Here is a 16,764-nt window from a genome sequence, read left to right as displayed (position 1 = left end):
GCGACCAGCCTTGTCAGTCGAGCACGGAGACGATCGCCTTGGCGAGTTCATCCATGCGGTCCTCGGGCAGGCCCGCCACGTTGATGCGGCTGTCGCCGACCATGTAGACGCCGTGCTCGTCGCGCAGCCGCTCGACCTGTGCTTCCGTAAGACCCAGGCGGGAGAACATGCCGCGATGGCTGGCGACGAAGTCGAAGCGGTCGGAGTTGGACTGCCGGCGCAGCGCTTCGGCGAACTGCACACGAAGCCTCAGCATGCGCAAGCGCATCTCTTCTAGTTCGGCTTCCCAGTCGGCCCGCAATGCGTCGTCTTCCAGCACGATGCGCACGGCGGCAGCACCATGGTCCGGCGGCATCGAATACATGGCGCGCGCCGCCGAAAGCATTTGGCTCATCGCGACGTCGGCCTGGGCGCCATCCCTGGCCAGGATTATCGCTGAGCCGACGCGGTCGCGGTAGACGGCGAAATTCTTCGAACAGCTGGAGGCGACGACCATTTCAGGCACCTTGGCGGCCAGAAGCCGCAGGCCGAGGGCGTCGGCCTCCAGGCCATCGCCGAAGCCCTGGTAGGCAATGTCGACGAACGGCAGCAGGCCGCACTCGACGACCAGATCGGTAACCGCCTGCCACTGCGCCGCGTCCAGATTGGCGCCGGTCGGGTTGTGGCAGCAGCCATGCAGCATCACCACGTCGCCGCTGGTGGCCGTCCGCAGCGCCGCCAGCATGTCGTCGAAACGGACGGCACCCGAAGCGGCATCGAAATAGGGATATTCGCGGATTTGCAGGCCAGCGGCACGCATCACCGGCATGTGGTTCGGCCATGTCGGATCCGACAGCCAGACCGTTGCGTCCGAGCGCGTGCGCTTGAGCAATTCGGCGACCAGGCGCAGCGCCCCGGATCCGCCAGGCGCCTGCGCGGCGCGGATACGCGTCATGTCCGCCATCGGCCCGAAGGCCAGCTTGGCCATCGCGGTGTTGAAAGCGGTATCGCCGGCGAGGCCGAGATAGGTCTTTGTGTCCTGGCCCTGCAGCAGCCGCTTCTCCGCCTCGCGCACGGCGCGCATGACAGGGGTCTTGCCGTCGCGATCTTTGTAGACGCCGACACCGAGGTCGACCTTGTCTGGACGGGGATCCGCACGATAAAGGCCGATCAAGGCCAGGATCTTATCGGCGGGAGCTGGCTGCAGGTCTTCGAACATCGCTATGGTTCCGTTGGCGCGGCGGATTGATACGCAAATCGGACGTGATGCACCAGCGGTTTCAATCACGCCAAAGCTAATGGCGTACGTCTGACGATCATCTGCAGTGGCGAACCGCGCGAAAGAAAACTGGCGGCGCCGGGATTAAAATCCCCACATGCTCCGTAAACAGGGCATGAAACGGTCGATGCCACGCTTTGACATCATAGGACAGCTCGGGTCTCTGCGCCGCTACGCACGTTCCTTGACGCGTGACGGCACTGACGCGGAGGACCTCGTGCACGACGCGCTGGTCCGCGCCTATGAACGGCGTGGCACCTTCCGCGCGGGCGGCGACCTGCGCGCCTGGCTGCTGTCGATCGTCCACAACGCCTTCATCGATCGCATGCGATCGCGCCGCTCGGAAGCAGCGCGGATCGAGCAGGCGGCTCACCTGGCCGACAGCAGCACGCCGCCGCCGCAGGAACATTCGTTGCGGCTGGCGCAGGTGCGCCAGGCCTTTTTCAACCTGCCGGAAGAGCAGCGATCGGCGCTGCACCTCGTCGCCATCGAGGGGCTGTCCTACCAACAGGCCGCCGCTGCCAGCGGCGTGCCGCTTGGCACGCTGATGTCACGCATCGGCAGGGCGCGGGCCGCTTTGCGCGAAATGGAGGACTCTGGTCCTTCGAAGTCGAAAAATCACCTCAGGGTCGTGGGAGGTCCGTCATGACTGCAAGCGTCGATCCCGTGACCGATGCCGATCTCGACGCCTATGTCGACGACCAGCTGGACGCCACCCGCCGCATCGAGGTCGAGGCTTTCCTGTCGGCCCGGCCCGAAACGGCGGCGCGCGTGATGTCGGACCTTAGAACCCGCGACGAGTTGCGCGTCGCGCTCGCCGATTCGAAGGGCATGGCGCGGCCGGCAACCGCCGAAGCCGCGCGACGGCTGGAGAGGGGGCTTGCCCGGGGTCGTGTCTTCGGCGCGCTACAGCGCGCGGCCACGGTTGCGCTTCTCGTGGGTGCCGGCTGGCTGGCCAACGGCATCATCGGACCGATGTCGGTGACCAAGGTCGTCGCCTCGCCGCAACCACCTGCCTATGTCGACGAGGCGGTGCGGGCACACAGGACGACGCTGGTGCGCGAGACCATGCCGTCGCAGCCAGAGGCGCCCAACTACAACGCCGGCGAAATCCGCGCCGCGACAGCCATCGTCATGCCAAGCCTGCCAGCAGACTGGAAGGTTCGCGATGTGCAGATCTATCCGTCGCGCTTCGGCCCCAGCGTCGAGGTGGCGGTAGATACCAAGGACATGGGCCTGGTCTCGCTGTTTGCCATTCGTCCGGGCACCTTCGACGTCGTCAAGCCGGCCGTGGCGCCCTCGGGCGACATTTCATCGGCCTATTTCCAGATCGGCGAGGTCGCCTACGCGGTCGTCGGGCATAGCGACGTAAGAGACCTCGACCACGCCGCCGAGACGCTTGCCAAGACGCTTTACTGATCGGTCCACAAAGGAGACTTCAAATGAACACACCCAATCTGGGATATCGAGTTGGTTCCGGCGCAAGGGCCGGCGCCGTCTATGACGAAGGCCTGCGCCAGCACATGCTGCGCGTCTACAATTACATGGGTGTTGGCCTGGTGGTCACCGGCCTGATCGCCTTCCTGGTGTCGTCAACGCCGGCGCTCTACGTTCCGATCTTCTCCAGCCCGCTGAAATGGGTGGTGATGCTGGCGCCGCTCGCCTTTGTCCTGCTGTTCTCGTTCAAAATGCAGACCATGTCGGCGGCCAGCGCCCAGGCGATGTTCTGGGCCTTCTGCGCGGTGATGGGTGTGTCGATGGCGTCTGTCTTTCTCGTCTTCACCGGAACCAGCATCGCCCGGACCTTCTTCATCGCCGCCACCATGTTCGGCGCCACCAGCCTCTACGGCTACACCACCAAGCGGGACCTGACCCAGTTCTCGTCCTTCCTGATCATGGGCCTGATCGGCGTGGTGATCGCCAGCGTCGTCAACATCTTCCTTGGCTCGACAGCACTGCAGTTTGCCATCTCGGTCATCGGCATCGCCGTCTTCATCGGCCTGACCGCCTGGGATACGCAGACGATCAAGGAACAGTATGCAGAGAATTTCGACAGCGAATCACGCCAGAAGCTGGCCGTCTTCGGCGCCTTCTCGCTGTATCTGAACTTCATCAACATCTTCCAGCTGCTGCTGAATTTCACCGGCGAACGCGAATGACGACTGTCCGCTGTGGGCAAGGGCGAGGATTTTCGCCCTTGACGCGGAGAGGTGGCCGGAGGGAAACCTCCGGCCACAATTCGTTCCGGCAGGGCCGGCCGCATCTTGAGTCGCCGGGCGCTTTTGCTACTCTGCTGTCATCGACCCAACAGCACGCGAGGATCTGTGGCAGACAGCCAGACGCTTCATGGCGACGGCATATCGGCTGTCATAGTCGGGCAGGGTGCCGAGCTGGTGTCCCTGCGGGACGCGCGCGGCCTCGAGTTTCTGTGGCAGGCCGGGCCGGAATGGCGGCGCCACTCTCCTGTGCTGTTTCCGATCGTCGGCCGGCTCAAGGGCGATGCGCTGCGGCATCGGGGCCGGACCTATCCGATGTCGCAGCACGGGTTCGCGCGTGACAAGCCCTTTGCGTGGGCGGAGAGGAGTTCTAGATCCTGCACGCTGGTTCTCACCGACGATGCCGACACCCGCACGCATTACCCGTTCGCCTTCCGGCTCGCGGTGACTTACACGCTGGAGCGCCAGCAACTTGGCGTGGCGTTCGAGATCAGCAACACCGGCGATGAGCCGCTGCCGGCATCGATCGGAGCGCATCCGGCGTTCAACTGGCCGCTGCTGCCGGATCTGGCCAAGACGGATTACCAGCTAACGTTTGCCGATAATGAGCTGGCGCCCATCCGCCGACTGAAGGACGGCCTGCTGTTGGCCGCGCCGCAGCCAACGCCTGTGCAAGGCAAGACCCTCGAACTTTCCGAGCGACTGTTCGACGAGGACGCCATCATCCTCGACCGACCCGCCAGCACCAGCGTCCGCTATGCAGCCGGCCACGGTCCGGCAGTCGAGATGTCGTGGCAGGGCTTCCAGGAGTTGGGCATCTGGTCGAAGCCTGGCGGCGCGCCGTTCCTGTGCATCGAACCCTGGCACGGCATTGCAAGCCCGTTGGACTTCGATGGAGACTTCATCGACAAGCCGGGGGTGATGCTGGTCGAACCCGGCGCGACGCGCGCGCTCAGCTATCAGATCCGGTTGAGCCAACAGCCTGGATGATCGGCTCGCTATATGAGGTCACCCACCGGCGTATCAGAAAGTCGCATAAGATAGATTATGGAACTTATGGATCGAGTTGATCTGCAGAATTGGCGATGTTTTTCATCGGCTTGAGCGTTCGATACGCTCTGCCACAGCCATTCAGATCCTTAGATCCTCGTGTTGGACGCAAGAAGATGTGGTACGCCGTTCCTGTGTCGGAGCCTTCCAATCGTTTCCGATCCATCACTCTGTCGGATAAGGCAGTTCGATTATCATTCCATCATAGGCCGGCTCGACCTTCGCCGGCGTCTCGGTCATGACCGTGGCGTAGTCCAGCGGCACGTGCATATGAGTCAGCACGGCATGGTTCGGCGCCAGTTGTTCGATCCAGCCGAGCGCCTGGCCGAGTGAAAGGTGGCTCGGATGCGTCCTGTATTGCAGCGCGTCGATGATCAGCACGTCGAGGCCGCGCAGCCGGTCCGCGGTGGTCTCAGGAAAATCGCTGATGTCAGGGCAATAGGCCAGTCCGCCGATGCGGAAGCCGAGCGATATGATGTCGCCGTGCACCTGCGGCAGCGGCTCAAGGGCGAGGGCACCCCCCTCTCCTTCGATGACCACCGGTCTCGCGTGGCTGATGATGTGAGGGTTGACGATGGGCGGATAAGAGCTGGCGGCCGGTGTCTCGAAACAATAGCCGAAAGCCTGTCGCAGCCTCGCCATTGTCGGCTCATCGGCATGGACATTTATCCGGTGGCGCTGATCGAGCACGAAGCCGCGCAGATCATCGATGCCGTGGATATGATCGGCATGCGGATGCGTGTAGACGACCGCGTCAATGCGCCGGACCGACGCCATCAGCATCTGCTGGCGAAAATCCGGCCCGGTATCGATCACGACGGTCGTGCGGGCGCCATTGCTCGCGATCCGCTCGATCAGGACGGAGGCACGCATGCGCCGGTTCTTGGGATTGTGCGGGTCGCAATTGCCCCAGTCGCCGGTGATGCGCGGAACGCCTGGCGACGAGCCGCAGCCGAGAATGGTGACGCGCAGCCGGTCCGCCATGGCTCAGGCGCTTTGCTCGACGGGGCGCGGCATCTTGCGGAAAAGACGAAAGAAATTGTTCGTCGTCAGGTCTGCGATTTCGGCCTCGCCGACGCCGATCGTCTCGGCCAGGACCTTGGCTGTGTGCGTAACATAGGCAGGCTCGTTGCGCTTGCCGCGAAATGGGATGGGCGCCAGATAGGGCGCGTCGGTCTCGACCAGAAGGCGGTCACGCGGCACATCGGCCGCGATGGCGCGCAGTTCGTCCGAATTTTTGAAGGTGAGTATGCCCGAGAATGAGATGTAGCCGCCGAGTGCGACTCCGATTTCGGCCAGCCGGCGTCCGGACGAAAAACAGTGCAGGATGAAGGGGAAGGCCCCCTTTCCTGTTTCATTCTCGAGGATGGCGGCCATGTCGTCATCGGCATTGCGCGCATGGATGACCAGAGGTAACCCGGTCTCGCGCGCCGCGGCGATGTGATTGCGAAAACCTTGCGCCTGCGCGTCGCGTGGCGCCTTGTCGTAGAAGTAATCCAGCCCGGCCTCGCCGATCGCTACTACTTTCGGATGGGCCGCGAGGCGGATTAGATCGGCCGCCGTGACGTCGAGCTCTTCGTCGGCGTTGTGCGGGTGGGTGCCGGCCGAGCAGTAGACGGCATCGAAAGCCTCGGCGATTTCAAGGAGTTGCTGGAAGCGTTTCACGCGCGTCGAAATCGTCACCATGCGCCCGACACCGGCGGCGATGGCGCGGGCGACGATGGCCGTCCGCTCCTCGGCGAAATCTGGAAAATCCAGATGACAATGGCTGTCGACGAGCATCAGACGTCCACGCCCGGCTGTTCGACATAGCGCGGGAACACGCCCTCCGGGGCGGGCAAGGCGGTGCCAGGCACCAGCGCGTAGTCCGCGTGGACGTGCGCGAACTCACGCTCGCCAGCCGGCACCGCAAGCAGGTCTAGCAGTTTCGCGGCCGAACCCGGAACGAAAGGCTGGCACAGCAAGGTCACGCGCCGGACGACTTCGGCGGTTGTCCACAGCACGGTTTCCATACGCGCCGGGTCGGTTTTCCGGAGCGCCCATGGCGCCTGTCCGGCGAAGTAACGATCGGCTTCCGCGACGACTTCGAAGATCGCCGCCAGGGCAAGATGGATCCCCTGCCCGGCCATCGCCTTGCGCGCCATTGTCAGCGCTTCCACGGCCTGGTCCAGGATTGCACTGTCGGCCTCGGTCAGGTCGCCGCGCCGTGGCACCGCGCCGCCGCAGTTCTTGGAGATCATCGATAGCGAGCGCTGCGCCAGATTGCCGAGGCCATTGGCAAGATCGGCATTGGTGCGGTTGACGATGGCTTCATGGCTGTAGCTGCCGTCGTTGCCGAACGGCACCTCGCGCAGGAAGAAGTAGCGCACCTGGTCGAGACCATAGTGTTCGACCATCGCGAATGGATCCACGACGTTGCCAACCGATTTCGACATTTTCTCGCCGCGGTTGAACAGGAAGCCATGCGCGAAAACGCGCTTTGGCAACTCGATGCCGGCCGACATCAGAAAGGCCGGCCAATAGACCGCATGGAAGCGGACAATGTCCTTGCCGATGATGTGCGTGGCCGGCCAATAGCGCCATTGCTCCGCCTTCGTGTCGGGATAGCCGGCGGCGGTGATGTAATTGGTCAAGGCGTCGACCCAGACATACATCACATGCTTGTCGTCGCCCGGCACCGGCACACCCCATTTGAAGGTCGTGCGCGAGATCGACAGATCCTTCAGCCCGGATTTGACGAAGCTGAGCACCTCGTTGCGGCGCTCGGTCGGACCGATAAAGTCGGGCTGGTTTTCGTAAAGCGCCAGCAATTTGTCCTGATAGGCGGAAAGCCTGAAGAAGTAGCTTTCTTCCTCGTTCCATTCGACCGGCGAGCCCAGCGGTTCGCGGCGTACGCCGTCTTCGCCGAGCGTCGTCTCGCCTTCGTCGAAATAGGCTTCCTGGCGAACCGAGTACCAGCCGCTATAGCGGTCGAGATAGATGTCGCCATTGGCGGCCATCGCTTTCCAGATTGCCTGGCAGGATTCATAGTGGCGCGGCTCGGTCGTGCGGATGTACTCGTCATTCGAGCCGCCCATTGCCTCGGTCATCGCGCGGAAAACCGCCGAATTGCGGTCGGCCAGCGCCAGAGGCGTTATGCCTTCCTTCTCGGCCGTCTGCTGCATCTTCAGGCCATGTTCGTCGGTGCCAGTCAGGAAGAAGACGTCCTTGCCGTCCAGCCGCTGGAATCGGGCCAGCGCGTCGGTTGCAATGACCGTATAGGCATGGCCGATATGCGGCTTGCCATTCGGATAAAAGATCGGGGTGGTGATGTAGAATGTGTCGCGTGACATGAGTGAACCGTCATGAACGTCTGAATGGAAGGCGTGGCGGTGGATATCGCATCGGGGCGGCGATTGCCATCCCAAGCCGGCGGCCCGTCACATTCGCATTGCAGAATTCAGGCGGTCGATCATGGTCAAGGCGTGCTGCTTCTTGTCGAGATTGTAGGTATCGTTTTCAGATATAGCGTCCAGCGCCTCATGCCAAGTGTCCGAAAGGATCTTGGCTCGGGCCAGGTCTCCCGCGAGCGCTGCCTCGCTCGCCGCCTCCGACAACAGCTCCAGCGCCCGGCGGTTGAAGATGTCGAACTGGATCGCCTGGTCGCGGCCGGCGACTGCCTCGGCAAGGCGGAACGCTCCGCCCGTGTCACCTTTCCTTCCGGCCACTAGGGCGTCCAGCGTCGAGGCGATCTCCAGGCCGCCATACTGCGTCAACAGGATTGCGTTGCGCGCGCTGCCCCCTGCCCGCTCGACCAGCGCGGCGCGCGCCGCCGGATCGTCGGGCGGTGGAGGCTCGATGGTTTCCAGCACTGCCATCAGGTCTCCCGCGTCGAGCGGCGTCAGGCGTACGACCTGGCAGCGCGACCGGATCGTCGGCAGCAGGCTGCCCGGCGCATGGACGATCAGGATGAACAGCGTGCGTGCAGGCGGCTCTTCAAGATTCTTCAGCAAGGCATTGGCCGCATTGGTGTTCATGTCGTCTGCCGGATCGACGATGACGACCCTGTAGCTGCCGTCATGCGAGGTCAGCGACAGGAAACGGTTGACCTTGCGGATTTCATCGACGGTGACGACGGTCTTGAAGCTCTTGGTCTTGTCGTTCAGCGGACGGGTCAGATGCAGCACGCCCGGATGCGCGCCGGTGGCGATCTGGCGAAAAAGCGGCGAGGCTGGATCGGGGATGGCAAGGGTCTCCGGCGCCCGCGCGAAATCCGGGTGCTTCAGCAGATGATGCGCGAGATGGAAAGCCAGCGTCGCCTTGCCTATGCCGAGAGGTCCAGCCAAGATCAATGCGTGCGGCAACTTTCCCGATTGATACGCGGCCGCCAGCATCCCGGCCGCCTGTCGATGTCCGGTCAGACGCGGCGTTTCGGATGGCTCGGGCACGCCGTCCAGCGTGTCGTGCTGTTCGGGGGCGATGCGTTCGAAGATCATGCCGGCGTTGCCCGCCTGTTGGTTTCCGGGGTAATCGCTTCCAAGGCGGCGAACACTGCGGCGGTGACGACGTCCTCGACCGTAGCGGGATCGGCGGACGCGTCGATGACGATGCAGCGCCGGGGTTCCGCCGCAGCGATCGCCAGAAAGGCCTCCCTTCGAGCCTGATGAATCGCCAGCGTTTCCTTCTCGAAGCGGTCGGCATCGGCATCCGCGCCGCGACGCAGCGTAGCGCGCCTGAGGCCCTCGACCGGGTCGATGTCGAAGATCAGTGTCATGTCGGGCATCATGCCATTGATCGCAACCTGCTCCAAAGTGTTCATGAACACCGGGTCGATGCCACCGGTTACCCCCTGGTAGACCCGTGAGGAATCCAGAAAACGATCACAAAGCACGATAGAGCCGCGTTCGACCGCCGGCCGGATGACCTGCTCGACATGGTCGGAGCGCGCGGCGGCGAAAAGCAGCGCCTCCATCTTCGGCCCGAACGGTTCGGCGGCGCCGGAGAGCAGCACATGCCGTACCGCTTCGGCGCCCGGTGAGCCACCCGGCTCGCGCGTGACGACGACATCGTATTTCTTGGCGCGCATCTTCCTGGCCAGCCGCTCGATCTGCGTCGACTTGCCCGCGCCTTCGCCGCCTTCGAAGGTGATGAAAAAACCTCGCGCCAATCGTAATGCCTCTTGCCCGCGCCCCAGTCGACTGTAGCGCATGAGCCTGAGAACCGGAAAACGGTTTTCGTCGCCGCTCACGCGCGAATCGAGCACTCAAGGTGTCAATGCGCACCCACCCGGAATGCGCGGAGCCCTGATAGCCCTGCATCCGGAAAAGGTCCACGGTCCTAGCGCAGCCAGCCGACCGCAAGTTCCTTGGCAGCGTCAAGCGCACGCTGGGGCAGCGTTCCGACGCCGATCGATTCGGCAGCGAACAGCGGCGTTTCCTGGCTCAGCGTATCGCCGATCCAGACGCGTAAAGCCCCTACCGGCTGCCCGGCCTCGACGGGCGCCGCCACCGGGCCATCGTAAACGATCCTGGCCGTCAGCTTGTCGCGGTTGGTGATGGGTAGGAAGATAGCGATCGGGCCCCTGGCTTTCAGTGTCACGCCGGATTTCGCGCCGCCGAAGACCTGGGCTTCGCCGACGACCTCGTCCTTGGCGAAGATCTCGGTCTTCTCGAAGGAGCGAACACCCCAGTCGAGCAGCTTTCGCGCTTCCTCGGCGCGCTCCTTGTCGTTGGCCAGCCCACTCATCGCCGCGATCACTCGTGCGCCATTGTGGTTGACCGACCCCACGATGCCGAAGCCGGAGGCCTCGCTTGCGCCGACAGCCAGGCCATCGGCGCCGATATCCATCCCCAGAAGCGGATTGCGGTTCCTCTGGGTAATCTTGTTCCAAGTAAAGTCCTTCTGGCTGTAATAGCGGTAGAGATCCGGATAATCACGCCAGAGATGCAGCGCCAGGAGCGTCAGTTCGCGCACGGTCGTGCGCTGCCCGTCCGCCGGCAATCCGGTCGAATTGACGAAGATCGACGTCTTGAGACCGATCTGGCGGGCGCGCTCGGTCATCTGCGCAGCAAAATTGTCTTCGGAACCGGCCATGCCTTCAGCGATGACGATGCAGCCGTCATTGGCAGCCTGAACGGTAACGCCCTGAACAAGGTCTTCGATCCTGATCGCTGATTTGAGCTTGGCGAACATCGTCGATGTTCCCGATGGGGCGCCGCCCTTGCGCCAGGCGTTTTCACTCACCACGAATGTATCGTCGAGCGTCAGGCGTTTGGATTTCAAGGCGTTGAAAACGACTTCCATCGTCATCAGCTTGGCCATCGAGGCCGGCTGGATCGGCTTGTCGGCATCCTTCGAAAACAGCACCGTTCCGGTCTCGGCGTCGATCATGAAGGCCTGGGCCGCCTTCGTTTCGAAGAGTTGCGCCCGGGCCGGAGCCATGGGCACTAGCAACAGGCAAAAAACCATAAGCCCGGCGAAAGGCCGGCATAAGCGAAGCGGCATGAAATTCGACCCATTGGCCGGAAAGTCCGGCAAGCCCGCGAAAACTATCGGGCTTTTTCCGCGACGGATCAACCGTGCGGCGCCAATTGGGCCTGGCTTGCGGTCAGTTCCGCACAGCCAGTGCATCCGGCGCGCCATGCGACCACGCCGCCTGCAGCAGTTCGTCGAGATTGCGATGGCCGTCGGGATAGAGATTGACCGAATACCAGTCCTTGCCTTCGAGATTCGAGCGCTGGATCTCGGTCTTGCCGAATTCGGCGAGCTGCGTGGCGACACGCTTGGCTTCGACCGCATCCTCGAAGGAACCGGCAGCGACATAGGCCGTAGACGGAGTGGCTGCGGGCGCCTGCCGCTGCCGAGACTGAAGCATATCCGACGGCGACATACCGTCACCGCCCAGTGCCGCGAAGACCTCGGAAGCCCGATGCACCGGCTCATCGGCGTAGGACAGCGACGCCACGGCGAATGGCGATTGCGGAGGCAGGGCGATTTCAGGACGCTGGGGCACGATCGGGCCGAAATCAGGCAGCGCCACATCGCCATAGGCCTGAGTCTGTGCCGACATGACCGGCTGAGCCTCGCCCGAAGAGGTCAACTGGCCCGGAAACGGCACCGCGGCGGCGCCGGCCGGCAGGCTGGGCGACGGGCCATTCATGGCGACCATGACACCGGTCGGCAGGCCATCCGACGGATCCGGTATTCTGTTTCCAGGGTGGTAGGAGGCCATCAGATACTTGTCGTCGTCGCCGTCGAGCGGCGCCCGGCCGACATATTCGACCTTCACCTGGGCGGTGCCGATGTTGGCATAATCGAGCATCTGAGCGGCGCGCTCCGACACATCGATGATGCGACCGTCATGATACGGGCCACGATCGTTGACGCGAACAATGACCGAGCTGCCGGTCTTTAGATTGGTGACGCGGGCATAGCTAGGCAGCGGCATGGTCGGGTGCGCCGCCGTCAGATGCGTCATGTCGTAGACTTCACCATTGGCGGTGAGCCGGCCGTGAAAGGCATCGCCATACCAGGAGGCCAGGCCGACCTTGGCGTAATTCTTGTCTTCCTTGGGGTAATACCACTTGCCGCGCACCTGATAGGGCTTGCCGAGCTGGTCGCGGCCACCGCCCCGCTGTATGCGCCCGTCCTTCAAGAAAACGCGCGGGCTTGCCTTCACGCCATATTCGGATTCGGCGAAATATTCCTTGGAGCGGGTCTTCTTGTAGACCATCCCTTTCGGCTCGGGCTGCGACGCACAAGCCGCCAGCATGCCGGCAGAGATGGCGAACAACGCGACCGTGGCAGCGCGACGAAGACACGGGGGCGTCATAGCCTGCATGTTAAAGATGTCCCCTAAAGTCTCACCAAAGACAACGCCGCCTGCCAATCGGAAGAGTGAAAGCCTCACACGACTGGCACAACGGCCTGTACCCCGATCCTTGTGCGCAGGAATTGCTTATCACGGTATTAACCAATTGTGGCTGGAACCGGGCAAGATTGTGACATGGCGGTCGGCTCTGGGCGCTCTGAAAATTCACGATTTTTCGTGGCTCATGATGCTTGCCCTGACGCTTCGTGTCGCAATCGCCGTTCGCGTCCTCGGGCAGATGGATCACGGTTGACAGGTCTTTGCCGGGCGCACTAGAGCAATAGGACGCGACTGCCGGAGGAATGGCCGAGCGGTTTAAGGCACCGGTCTTGAAAACCGGCGTGGGTGCAAGCTCACCGTGGGTTCGAATCCCACTTCCTCCGCCATATGCCGTTGATTTTATTGATTAATCTATCTTTTTTACCATCTTGCGCATAAGGTCGCGGACAATCTGATTTGGAGAGCGGCAGCATGATCAAGCCCGTGATCTTGAAAAATTCAGTAGTCGAATTAACTTCGGTCGGCATCTTCGGCTTCCTGGCCGGCGGTGTTTCATGCCTCTTCTTGGCTGACCACCTGGCCGCAACGCCTGAATACGCCACTTTGCTTAGCGGGTTCGGGGGGGCGATCCTGGGTTCAGTGATAAGTGCCTGGGTGGCTTTTGTTCTAGCCAAACAGACAGCAGCCGACGCGCATGAGCGCGAGGTCGGGGCAAGTGTCGCGACGCAAAAATCTTATGTCGTTCGCTTGATGGTGAAGGCCTCTCTCGTATTGAGTGACGTGAATGCGATTAAGAGATCGATCGAAGAATCTCTTTCCGAAGCCAATGAACTCGGTCTGACTGACCAACCCCTATGGAAGCGTGTGCTGCCGATGGTCGGGCGGTCCCAGACGTTTGATATTGACCCTGCAGAATTGTCGCCAATCATGGCCGCCAAAGACAACGAGTTGATGCAGTCGACCGTGACGCTTTTTTTGCAGCACCGCAATCTGGTAGAGGCGGTAAGGATGTACAGCGAACTTCGTGTTAGCGTTAAGCAGATTTTACGGAGCCATCATCTAGCGTCACATGATGGGGTGATCACAACAGCCTTAACGCAAGAGCAGGCGGCGGAGCTTCTGCCTTATGAGGTCGAGCTCGATTCTTTATTGAAGAACATCCGAGAGAACCTGCCGACCTTGATCAAAATGGCGGAACAGGTCACTTTTGGCATCGGGCCGGCAATGCGAAAGTTCTTGGGCGATGATGGCATCCCCTCATTTGCCCCGAAGACTCCAGGTTGAAAGCCCGCCGCCGCTAGGCAACGGGCTCGTCTTTGGCGTCACCTTGCTTAAACCCTGGCGACGCGAAATTGAGCCTGTCGGCACGAAGTCCCAAATCCGGTTGGGACCAGCCGATTGATGAAAATCTTCCCGTAGACGTCCAGCTTTGCTGCTAAGTCATTTGCTTCCTCGATGAACCTGTGAAGACATTCCACGTGAATCCATTCGTCGCCCTCCGGAGGCGTCTCGACAAAGGTCGGAAGCAAAGGCTCGATGAACTTCAAAACGCATGAACTGACCCGCAAAACCGCGATTCAATTAGCCTGCGCTGGAAATGGTTCCTGAACTTTTACCGGTAGGACATGAATGTGTTTAGATCGCTTGGGCCTCTCTTGCTACCACCAACCGAACCAGACCCCCCACCCGTGAACGATGCCGATCGGAAAGAATATCGCGCCAGCGATCAAGAAGCCCCAAAGTTGGCCGGTAAAGCAAACGTAGAGATGTGTTGCCCAGCCAGCAAATGTCGCAATCATAATCGCGACCCCGAAAATGCTTGAAAAGAATTGCCCCATTGCCCCCTCCCTGGTGGAGACGGCAATAGAACATCGATTGGTACTCTCAACAAGCCTCGCAGAGCGCTTGCTATCAGCTTCCGGTTACGTGATGGTGGAATGGGGTTTTGGGGGGAGTTGTATGCGTACATTTATCTGGTTAGGTATCGCTCTTTTGAGCGCTACGGATGCCATGGCGCAATCATTTTCTTGCTCAATGGGTCGACCATCTTGCGTTGATTACAGCGACAAGATTGTGCGTCGAGACGCGCAATGCTTCGATAGCTACACCTGCTTTCCAGGCGGGTTTGTATGTAAGTCGGACATGGATGAGCTCTCAGAAAAGGCCAGGCGCATCGCCCAAGGCTATGATGACCTGCGGCAATGCCTAAGCCGTGCCTCCGACATGAGCGGTGTCGCGAGCTGTGTCAGCCGGGATAATCTGAATAGCTTTAGGTGACTAGGGTGCAATTAGGGATGAGGATACATCTCGCGCGGAGGGGGCTGAATTGCGTGAAACTGGGCTGAAGACCGCGACAGCGAAAATGGCTGGCGCTGTTATGGCCATGCTGGCTTTATCGGGCTGCGATGATGTTTTCGGCTGGCGGCCGGAAGCCCACTGCTTCGCCGTCACGCCGGGGAACGGGAACCAACCTTTTGCGCCTATAATGGTAGATGCTTGCACAGGGCAAACCTGGATCCTTGTCAAAATCAGAAATGGTGAAAAGCCGGAAGATGGCTACACCTATCAATGGTTCAATATTGAGCGCTACGATAGCCTCCATCCGTCACTGGTCGGGGGCTAGAGGGAGAGGAAATGCTTAGGACCATAGCAGCGGCACCGCTTGGGATCATGTCACGTGGCGCAGTCACTCGTCGGTGGCGATGAAACTACTGCTCAACCTCACTGCCGATGCGTTCCTGGCCGGCGACGTGGGCAATATGGCTCATCAAATATTTCGCGGGCGGCTCGACACCGCTTACAACCGTGCTCGGCTTTTGATGGTCAGGAACGTAGCGGTAATTGTGGCGATCGCTTCGCTGCTGGCGGTAGGGCCATGGCCTTATGGCTATTACCAATTGGTCCGAGTCGTGGTCTTTTTCGCTGGGGCCTATTGCGGCGCTATGCTCTGGCGCACTGATCAGCGCAATTTGGCTTGGGGCTTGTTTGCCGCCGCCCTGGTGTTCAACCCATTTATGCCCGTCCATCTGCCACGGGAACTATGGGCAGTGCTGAATGTCGGCGCTGCGGTCTTGTTTGGCGTGGTTTGGTATTGTCAGCGCGGTTAATCTGGGAGGTAATACCCTTGAACGATAGCGTTTCAGGTGCTGCAGCAGTCATAGTCATTTGGATGCTGATCCTGTCACCAAACACTGAGCAACAAATTGTCGATAGCATGGCGAAGTGTCGAGCCATCAACAGTGAGTACTCCGCAGTGGGCAGCTGTATGAATTATCAAGGATTTGCGGTCGTTACACCAGGCAATTCCCTAACCGAGGTAACTAACTACGTATCGATGTACGGCTGGCAGCACGGCTGGATGAAGAGGACAATCGACAAGGTCCGATCATTGATATGAACGCACCGAAAGCATCCTATGGGGAATTTCGCCGCGAGGGGCACATGGCATTTCCAAACAGGGATGACGCCACGTTGAGTATCAGCACTTACCAAGGCGACTGCCATGATAGATTGGGATCACTCTGATGTGGTCGGCCAAACTGAAAAAATCCGTGTAGGGGTAGTTAAATGTACCTTCATAGACACGGTGGCTTTGTCCACCATAGTAGCAATGATCGCGCCAGTACGCGATGCCGAATATGCCATTTCCAGGACTAGGGACTGGAGCGTTATCTGCAGTCTCGAAATATACTTCTATTGAGCCTTGAAATGATTTTTCTACGTCTTGATTGATATTGTTGGTATCTAATACAAACGCCCATCGGGTTTTATTGTAGTCATTCGGATTTTGGTCAACAGTAACCGCAATATTCCTGAGTGTGGACCCTGCGCCATTACCAGGGAAACCTATCGTGGTATCATAGTAATGGAAAATCTTCGCGACCTTCGGTCTTACCCGATCAGGCTTTTTTTGCGTGCTGGCACAGTCGCCGAGCGCGAAAGGAAGCAAAGATAATAACAAGAGCCGCTGCCACCGAACCATAATATTGCCCCACAGCCGGTAAAGCTAGGTAAGAATTCGTTCAGAGAAACTAAAATACAACTTTCGCTCAGTGGGGTGCAAGCACCACTAAATCAGAGGAAGACAGAGGCGAGAGGATGATAGCGGGGTCCAGCCCAAGGGCGGTCACTTCCTCCGCCAACGTTCTTCCCGACGACTTGAATGGACGTTGCTGTCCTCCGTTGTGTCGATCCGTTCCTGATTTGCGGCCAAGGCTGCCATGACAGCGGCAGTTGAGTAGCCTGATAAGCACAACGGTCGGCTTCTTGTCCTGTCGCAAGACCGTGTCGGGTCCATTGAGGACCGGCGGGAACCCGTTCAAGCATCGGGCTTCGATTGCAAAGGATCGTCCGAGCCCAGATTTGGTGGAGGCAGATCACCATTGTTCAGC

General features: G+C 60.6%; 15 protein-coding genes and 1 tRNA gene. 8 read left to right on the top strand and 8 right to left on the bottom strand.

Features of this window, described 5'->3' with window-relative positions:
• Positions 1 to 13: 13 nt before the first annotated feature.
• A complete protein-coding gene (locus WC739_RS08790; protein ID WP_372952639.1) occupies positions 14 to 1,198 on the bottom strand; it encodes an aromatic amino acid transaminase in 1,185 nt (394 codons plus the stop codon).
• 175 nt (positions 1,199 to 1,373) lie between these two features.
• Between WC739_RS08790 and WC739_RS08785 the strand changes: the two genes are divergently transcribed.
• The 4 genes from WC739_RS08785 to WC739_RS08770 all read left to right on the top strand — a co-directional run bounded on the left by WC739_RS08785 (position 1,374) and on the right by WC739_RS08770 (position 4,464).
• Entirely contained in the window at positions 1,374 to 1,907 is a 534-nt protein-coding gene (locus tag WC739_RS08785) for a sigma-70 family RNA polymerase sigma factor (RefSeq protein ID WP_372952640.1), read from the top strand.
• Positions 1,904 to 2,677, top strand: a complete 774-nt coding sequence (locus WC739_RS08780) for an anti-sigma factor (RefSeq protein WP_372952638.1) — start codon at positions 1,904 to 1,906, stop codon at positions 2,675 to 2,677. Before WC739_RS08785 ends, WC739_RS08780 begins: the two co-directional genes overlap by 4 nt.
• A 23-nt stretch (positions 2,678 to 2,700) precedes the next feature.
• Positions 2,701 to 3,417 carry a Bax inhibitor-1/YccA family protein gene (locus WC739_RS08775; protein ID WP_372952637.1) on the top strand — a complete coding sequence of 239 codons (717 nt, stop codon included), beginning with the start codon at positions 2,701 to 2,703 and terminating at the stop codon, positions 3,415 to 3,417.
• A gap of 165 nt (positions 3,418 to 3,582) precedes the next feature.
• The gene (locus tag WC739_RS08770; protein WP_372952636.1) at positions 3,583 to 4,464 is read left to right on the top strand and encodes an aldose 1-epimerase family protein; all 882 of its coding nucleotides are present in this window, start codon (positions 3,583 to 3,585) and stop codon (positions 4,462 to 4,464) included.
• Positions 4,465 to 4,689: 225 nt separating this feature from the next.
• Here the strand turns inward: WC739_RS08770 and WC739_RS08765 are convergent, their stop codons facing one another.
• From WC739_RS08765 to WC739_RS08735, 7 genes are all read right to left on the bottom strand, one after another.
• The gene (locus WC739_RS08765; protein WP_372952635.1) at positions 4,690 to 5,508 is read right to left on the bottom strand and encodes an MBL fold metallo-hydrolase; all 819 of its coding nucleotides are present in this window, start codon (positions 5,506 to 5,508) and stop codon (positions 4,690 to 4,692) included.
• Positions 5,509 to 5,511: 3 nt separating this feature from the next.
• Positions 5,512 to 6,306: a TatD family hydrolase gene (locus WC739_RS08760; protein WP_372952634.1), complete on the bottom strand. Its 795-nt coding sequence runs from the start codon at positions 6,304 to 6,306 to the stop codon at positions 5,512 to 5,514.
• Complete coding sequence (gene metG / locus WC739_RS08755) at positions 6,306 to 7,856, bottom strand: methionine--tRNA ligase (RefSeq protein WP_372952633.1); 1,551 nt, start codon at positions 7,854 to 7,856, stop codon at positions 6,306 to 6,308. Before metG ends, WC739_RS08760 begins: the two co-directional genes overlap by 1 nt.
• Positions 7,857 to 7,943: 87 nt before the next feature.
• Positions 7,944 to 8,999 carry a DNA polymerase III subunit delta' gene (locus tag WC739_RS08750; RefSeq protein WP_372952632.1) on the bottom strand — a complete coding sequence of 352 codons (1,056 nt, stop codon included), beginning with the start codon at positions 8,997 to 8,999 and terminating at the stop codon, positions 7,944 to 7,946.
• Positions 8,996 to 9,670: a dTMP kinase gene (gene tmk, locus WC739_RS08745; protein WP_372952631.1), complete on the bottom strand. Its 675-nt coding sequence runs from the start codon at positions 9,668 to 9,670 to the stop codon at positions 8,996 to 8,998. The genes WC739_RS08750 and tmk overlap by 4 nt, the downstream gene beginning before the upstream one ends.
• A gap of 170 nt (positions 9,671 to 9,840) precedes the next feature.
• Positions 9,841 to 11,007, bottom strand: a complete 1,167-nt coding sequence (locus WC739_RS08740) for a D-alanyl-D-alanine carboxypeptidase family protein (protein ID WP_372952630.1) — start codon at positions 11,005 to 11,007, stop codon at positions 9,841 to 9,843.
• A gap of 103 nt (positions 11,008 to 11,110) precedes the next feature.
• The gene (locus tag WC739_RS08735) at positions 11,111 to 12,343 is read right to left on the bottom strand and encodes a septal ring lytic transglycosylase RlpA family protein (RefSeq protein WP_372952629.1); all 1,233 of its coding nucleotides are present in this window, start codon (positions 12,341 to 12,343) and stop codon (positions 11,111 to 11,113) included.
• A gap of 326 nt (positions 12,344 to 12,669) precedes the next feature.
• Between WC739_RS08735 and WC739_RS08730 the strand changes: the two genes are divergently transcribed.
• From WC739_RS08730 to WC739_RS08715, 4 genes are all read left to right on the top strand, one after another.
• A tRNA-Ser gene (locus tag WC739_RS08730) sits at positions 12,670 to 12,759 on the top strand.
• An 85-nt stretch (positions 12,760 to 12,844) separates the two neighbouring features.
• On the top strand, positions 12,845 to 13,657 hold the full coding sequence (locus WC739_RS08725) for a hypothetical protein (RefSeq protein WP_372952628.1): 813 nt from the start codon (positions 12,845 to 12,847) through the stop codon (positions 13,655 to 13,657).
• 1,042 nt (positions 13,658 to 14,699) lie between these two features.
• Entirely contained in the window at positions 14,700 to 14,996 is a 297-nt protein-coding gene (locus WC739_RS08720; protein WP_372952627.1) for a hypothetical protein, read from the top strand.
• A gap of 79 nt (positions 14,997 to 15,075) precedes the next feature.
• On the top strand, positions 15,076 to 15,480 hold the full coding sequence (locus tag WC739_RS08715) for a DUF6804 family protein (RefSeq protein ID WP_372952626.1): 405 nt from the start codon (positions 15,076 to 15,078) through the stop codon (positions 15,478 to 15,480).
• Positions 15,481 to 16,764: the final 1,284 nt, after the last annotated feature.

Source organism: Mesorhizobium sp., from assembly GCF_041661565.1.
GTDB lineage: Bacteria > Pseudomonadota > Alphaproteobacteria > Rhizobiales > Rhizobiaceae > Mesorhizobium.
This window is presented reverse-complemented; position numbering and strand designations above follow the sequence as displayed.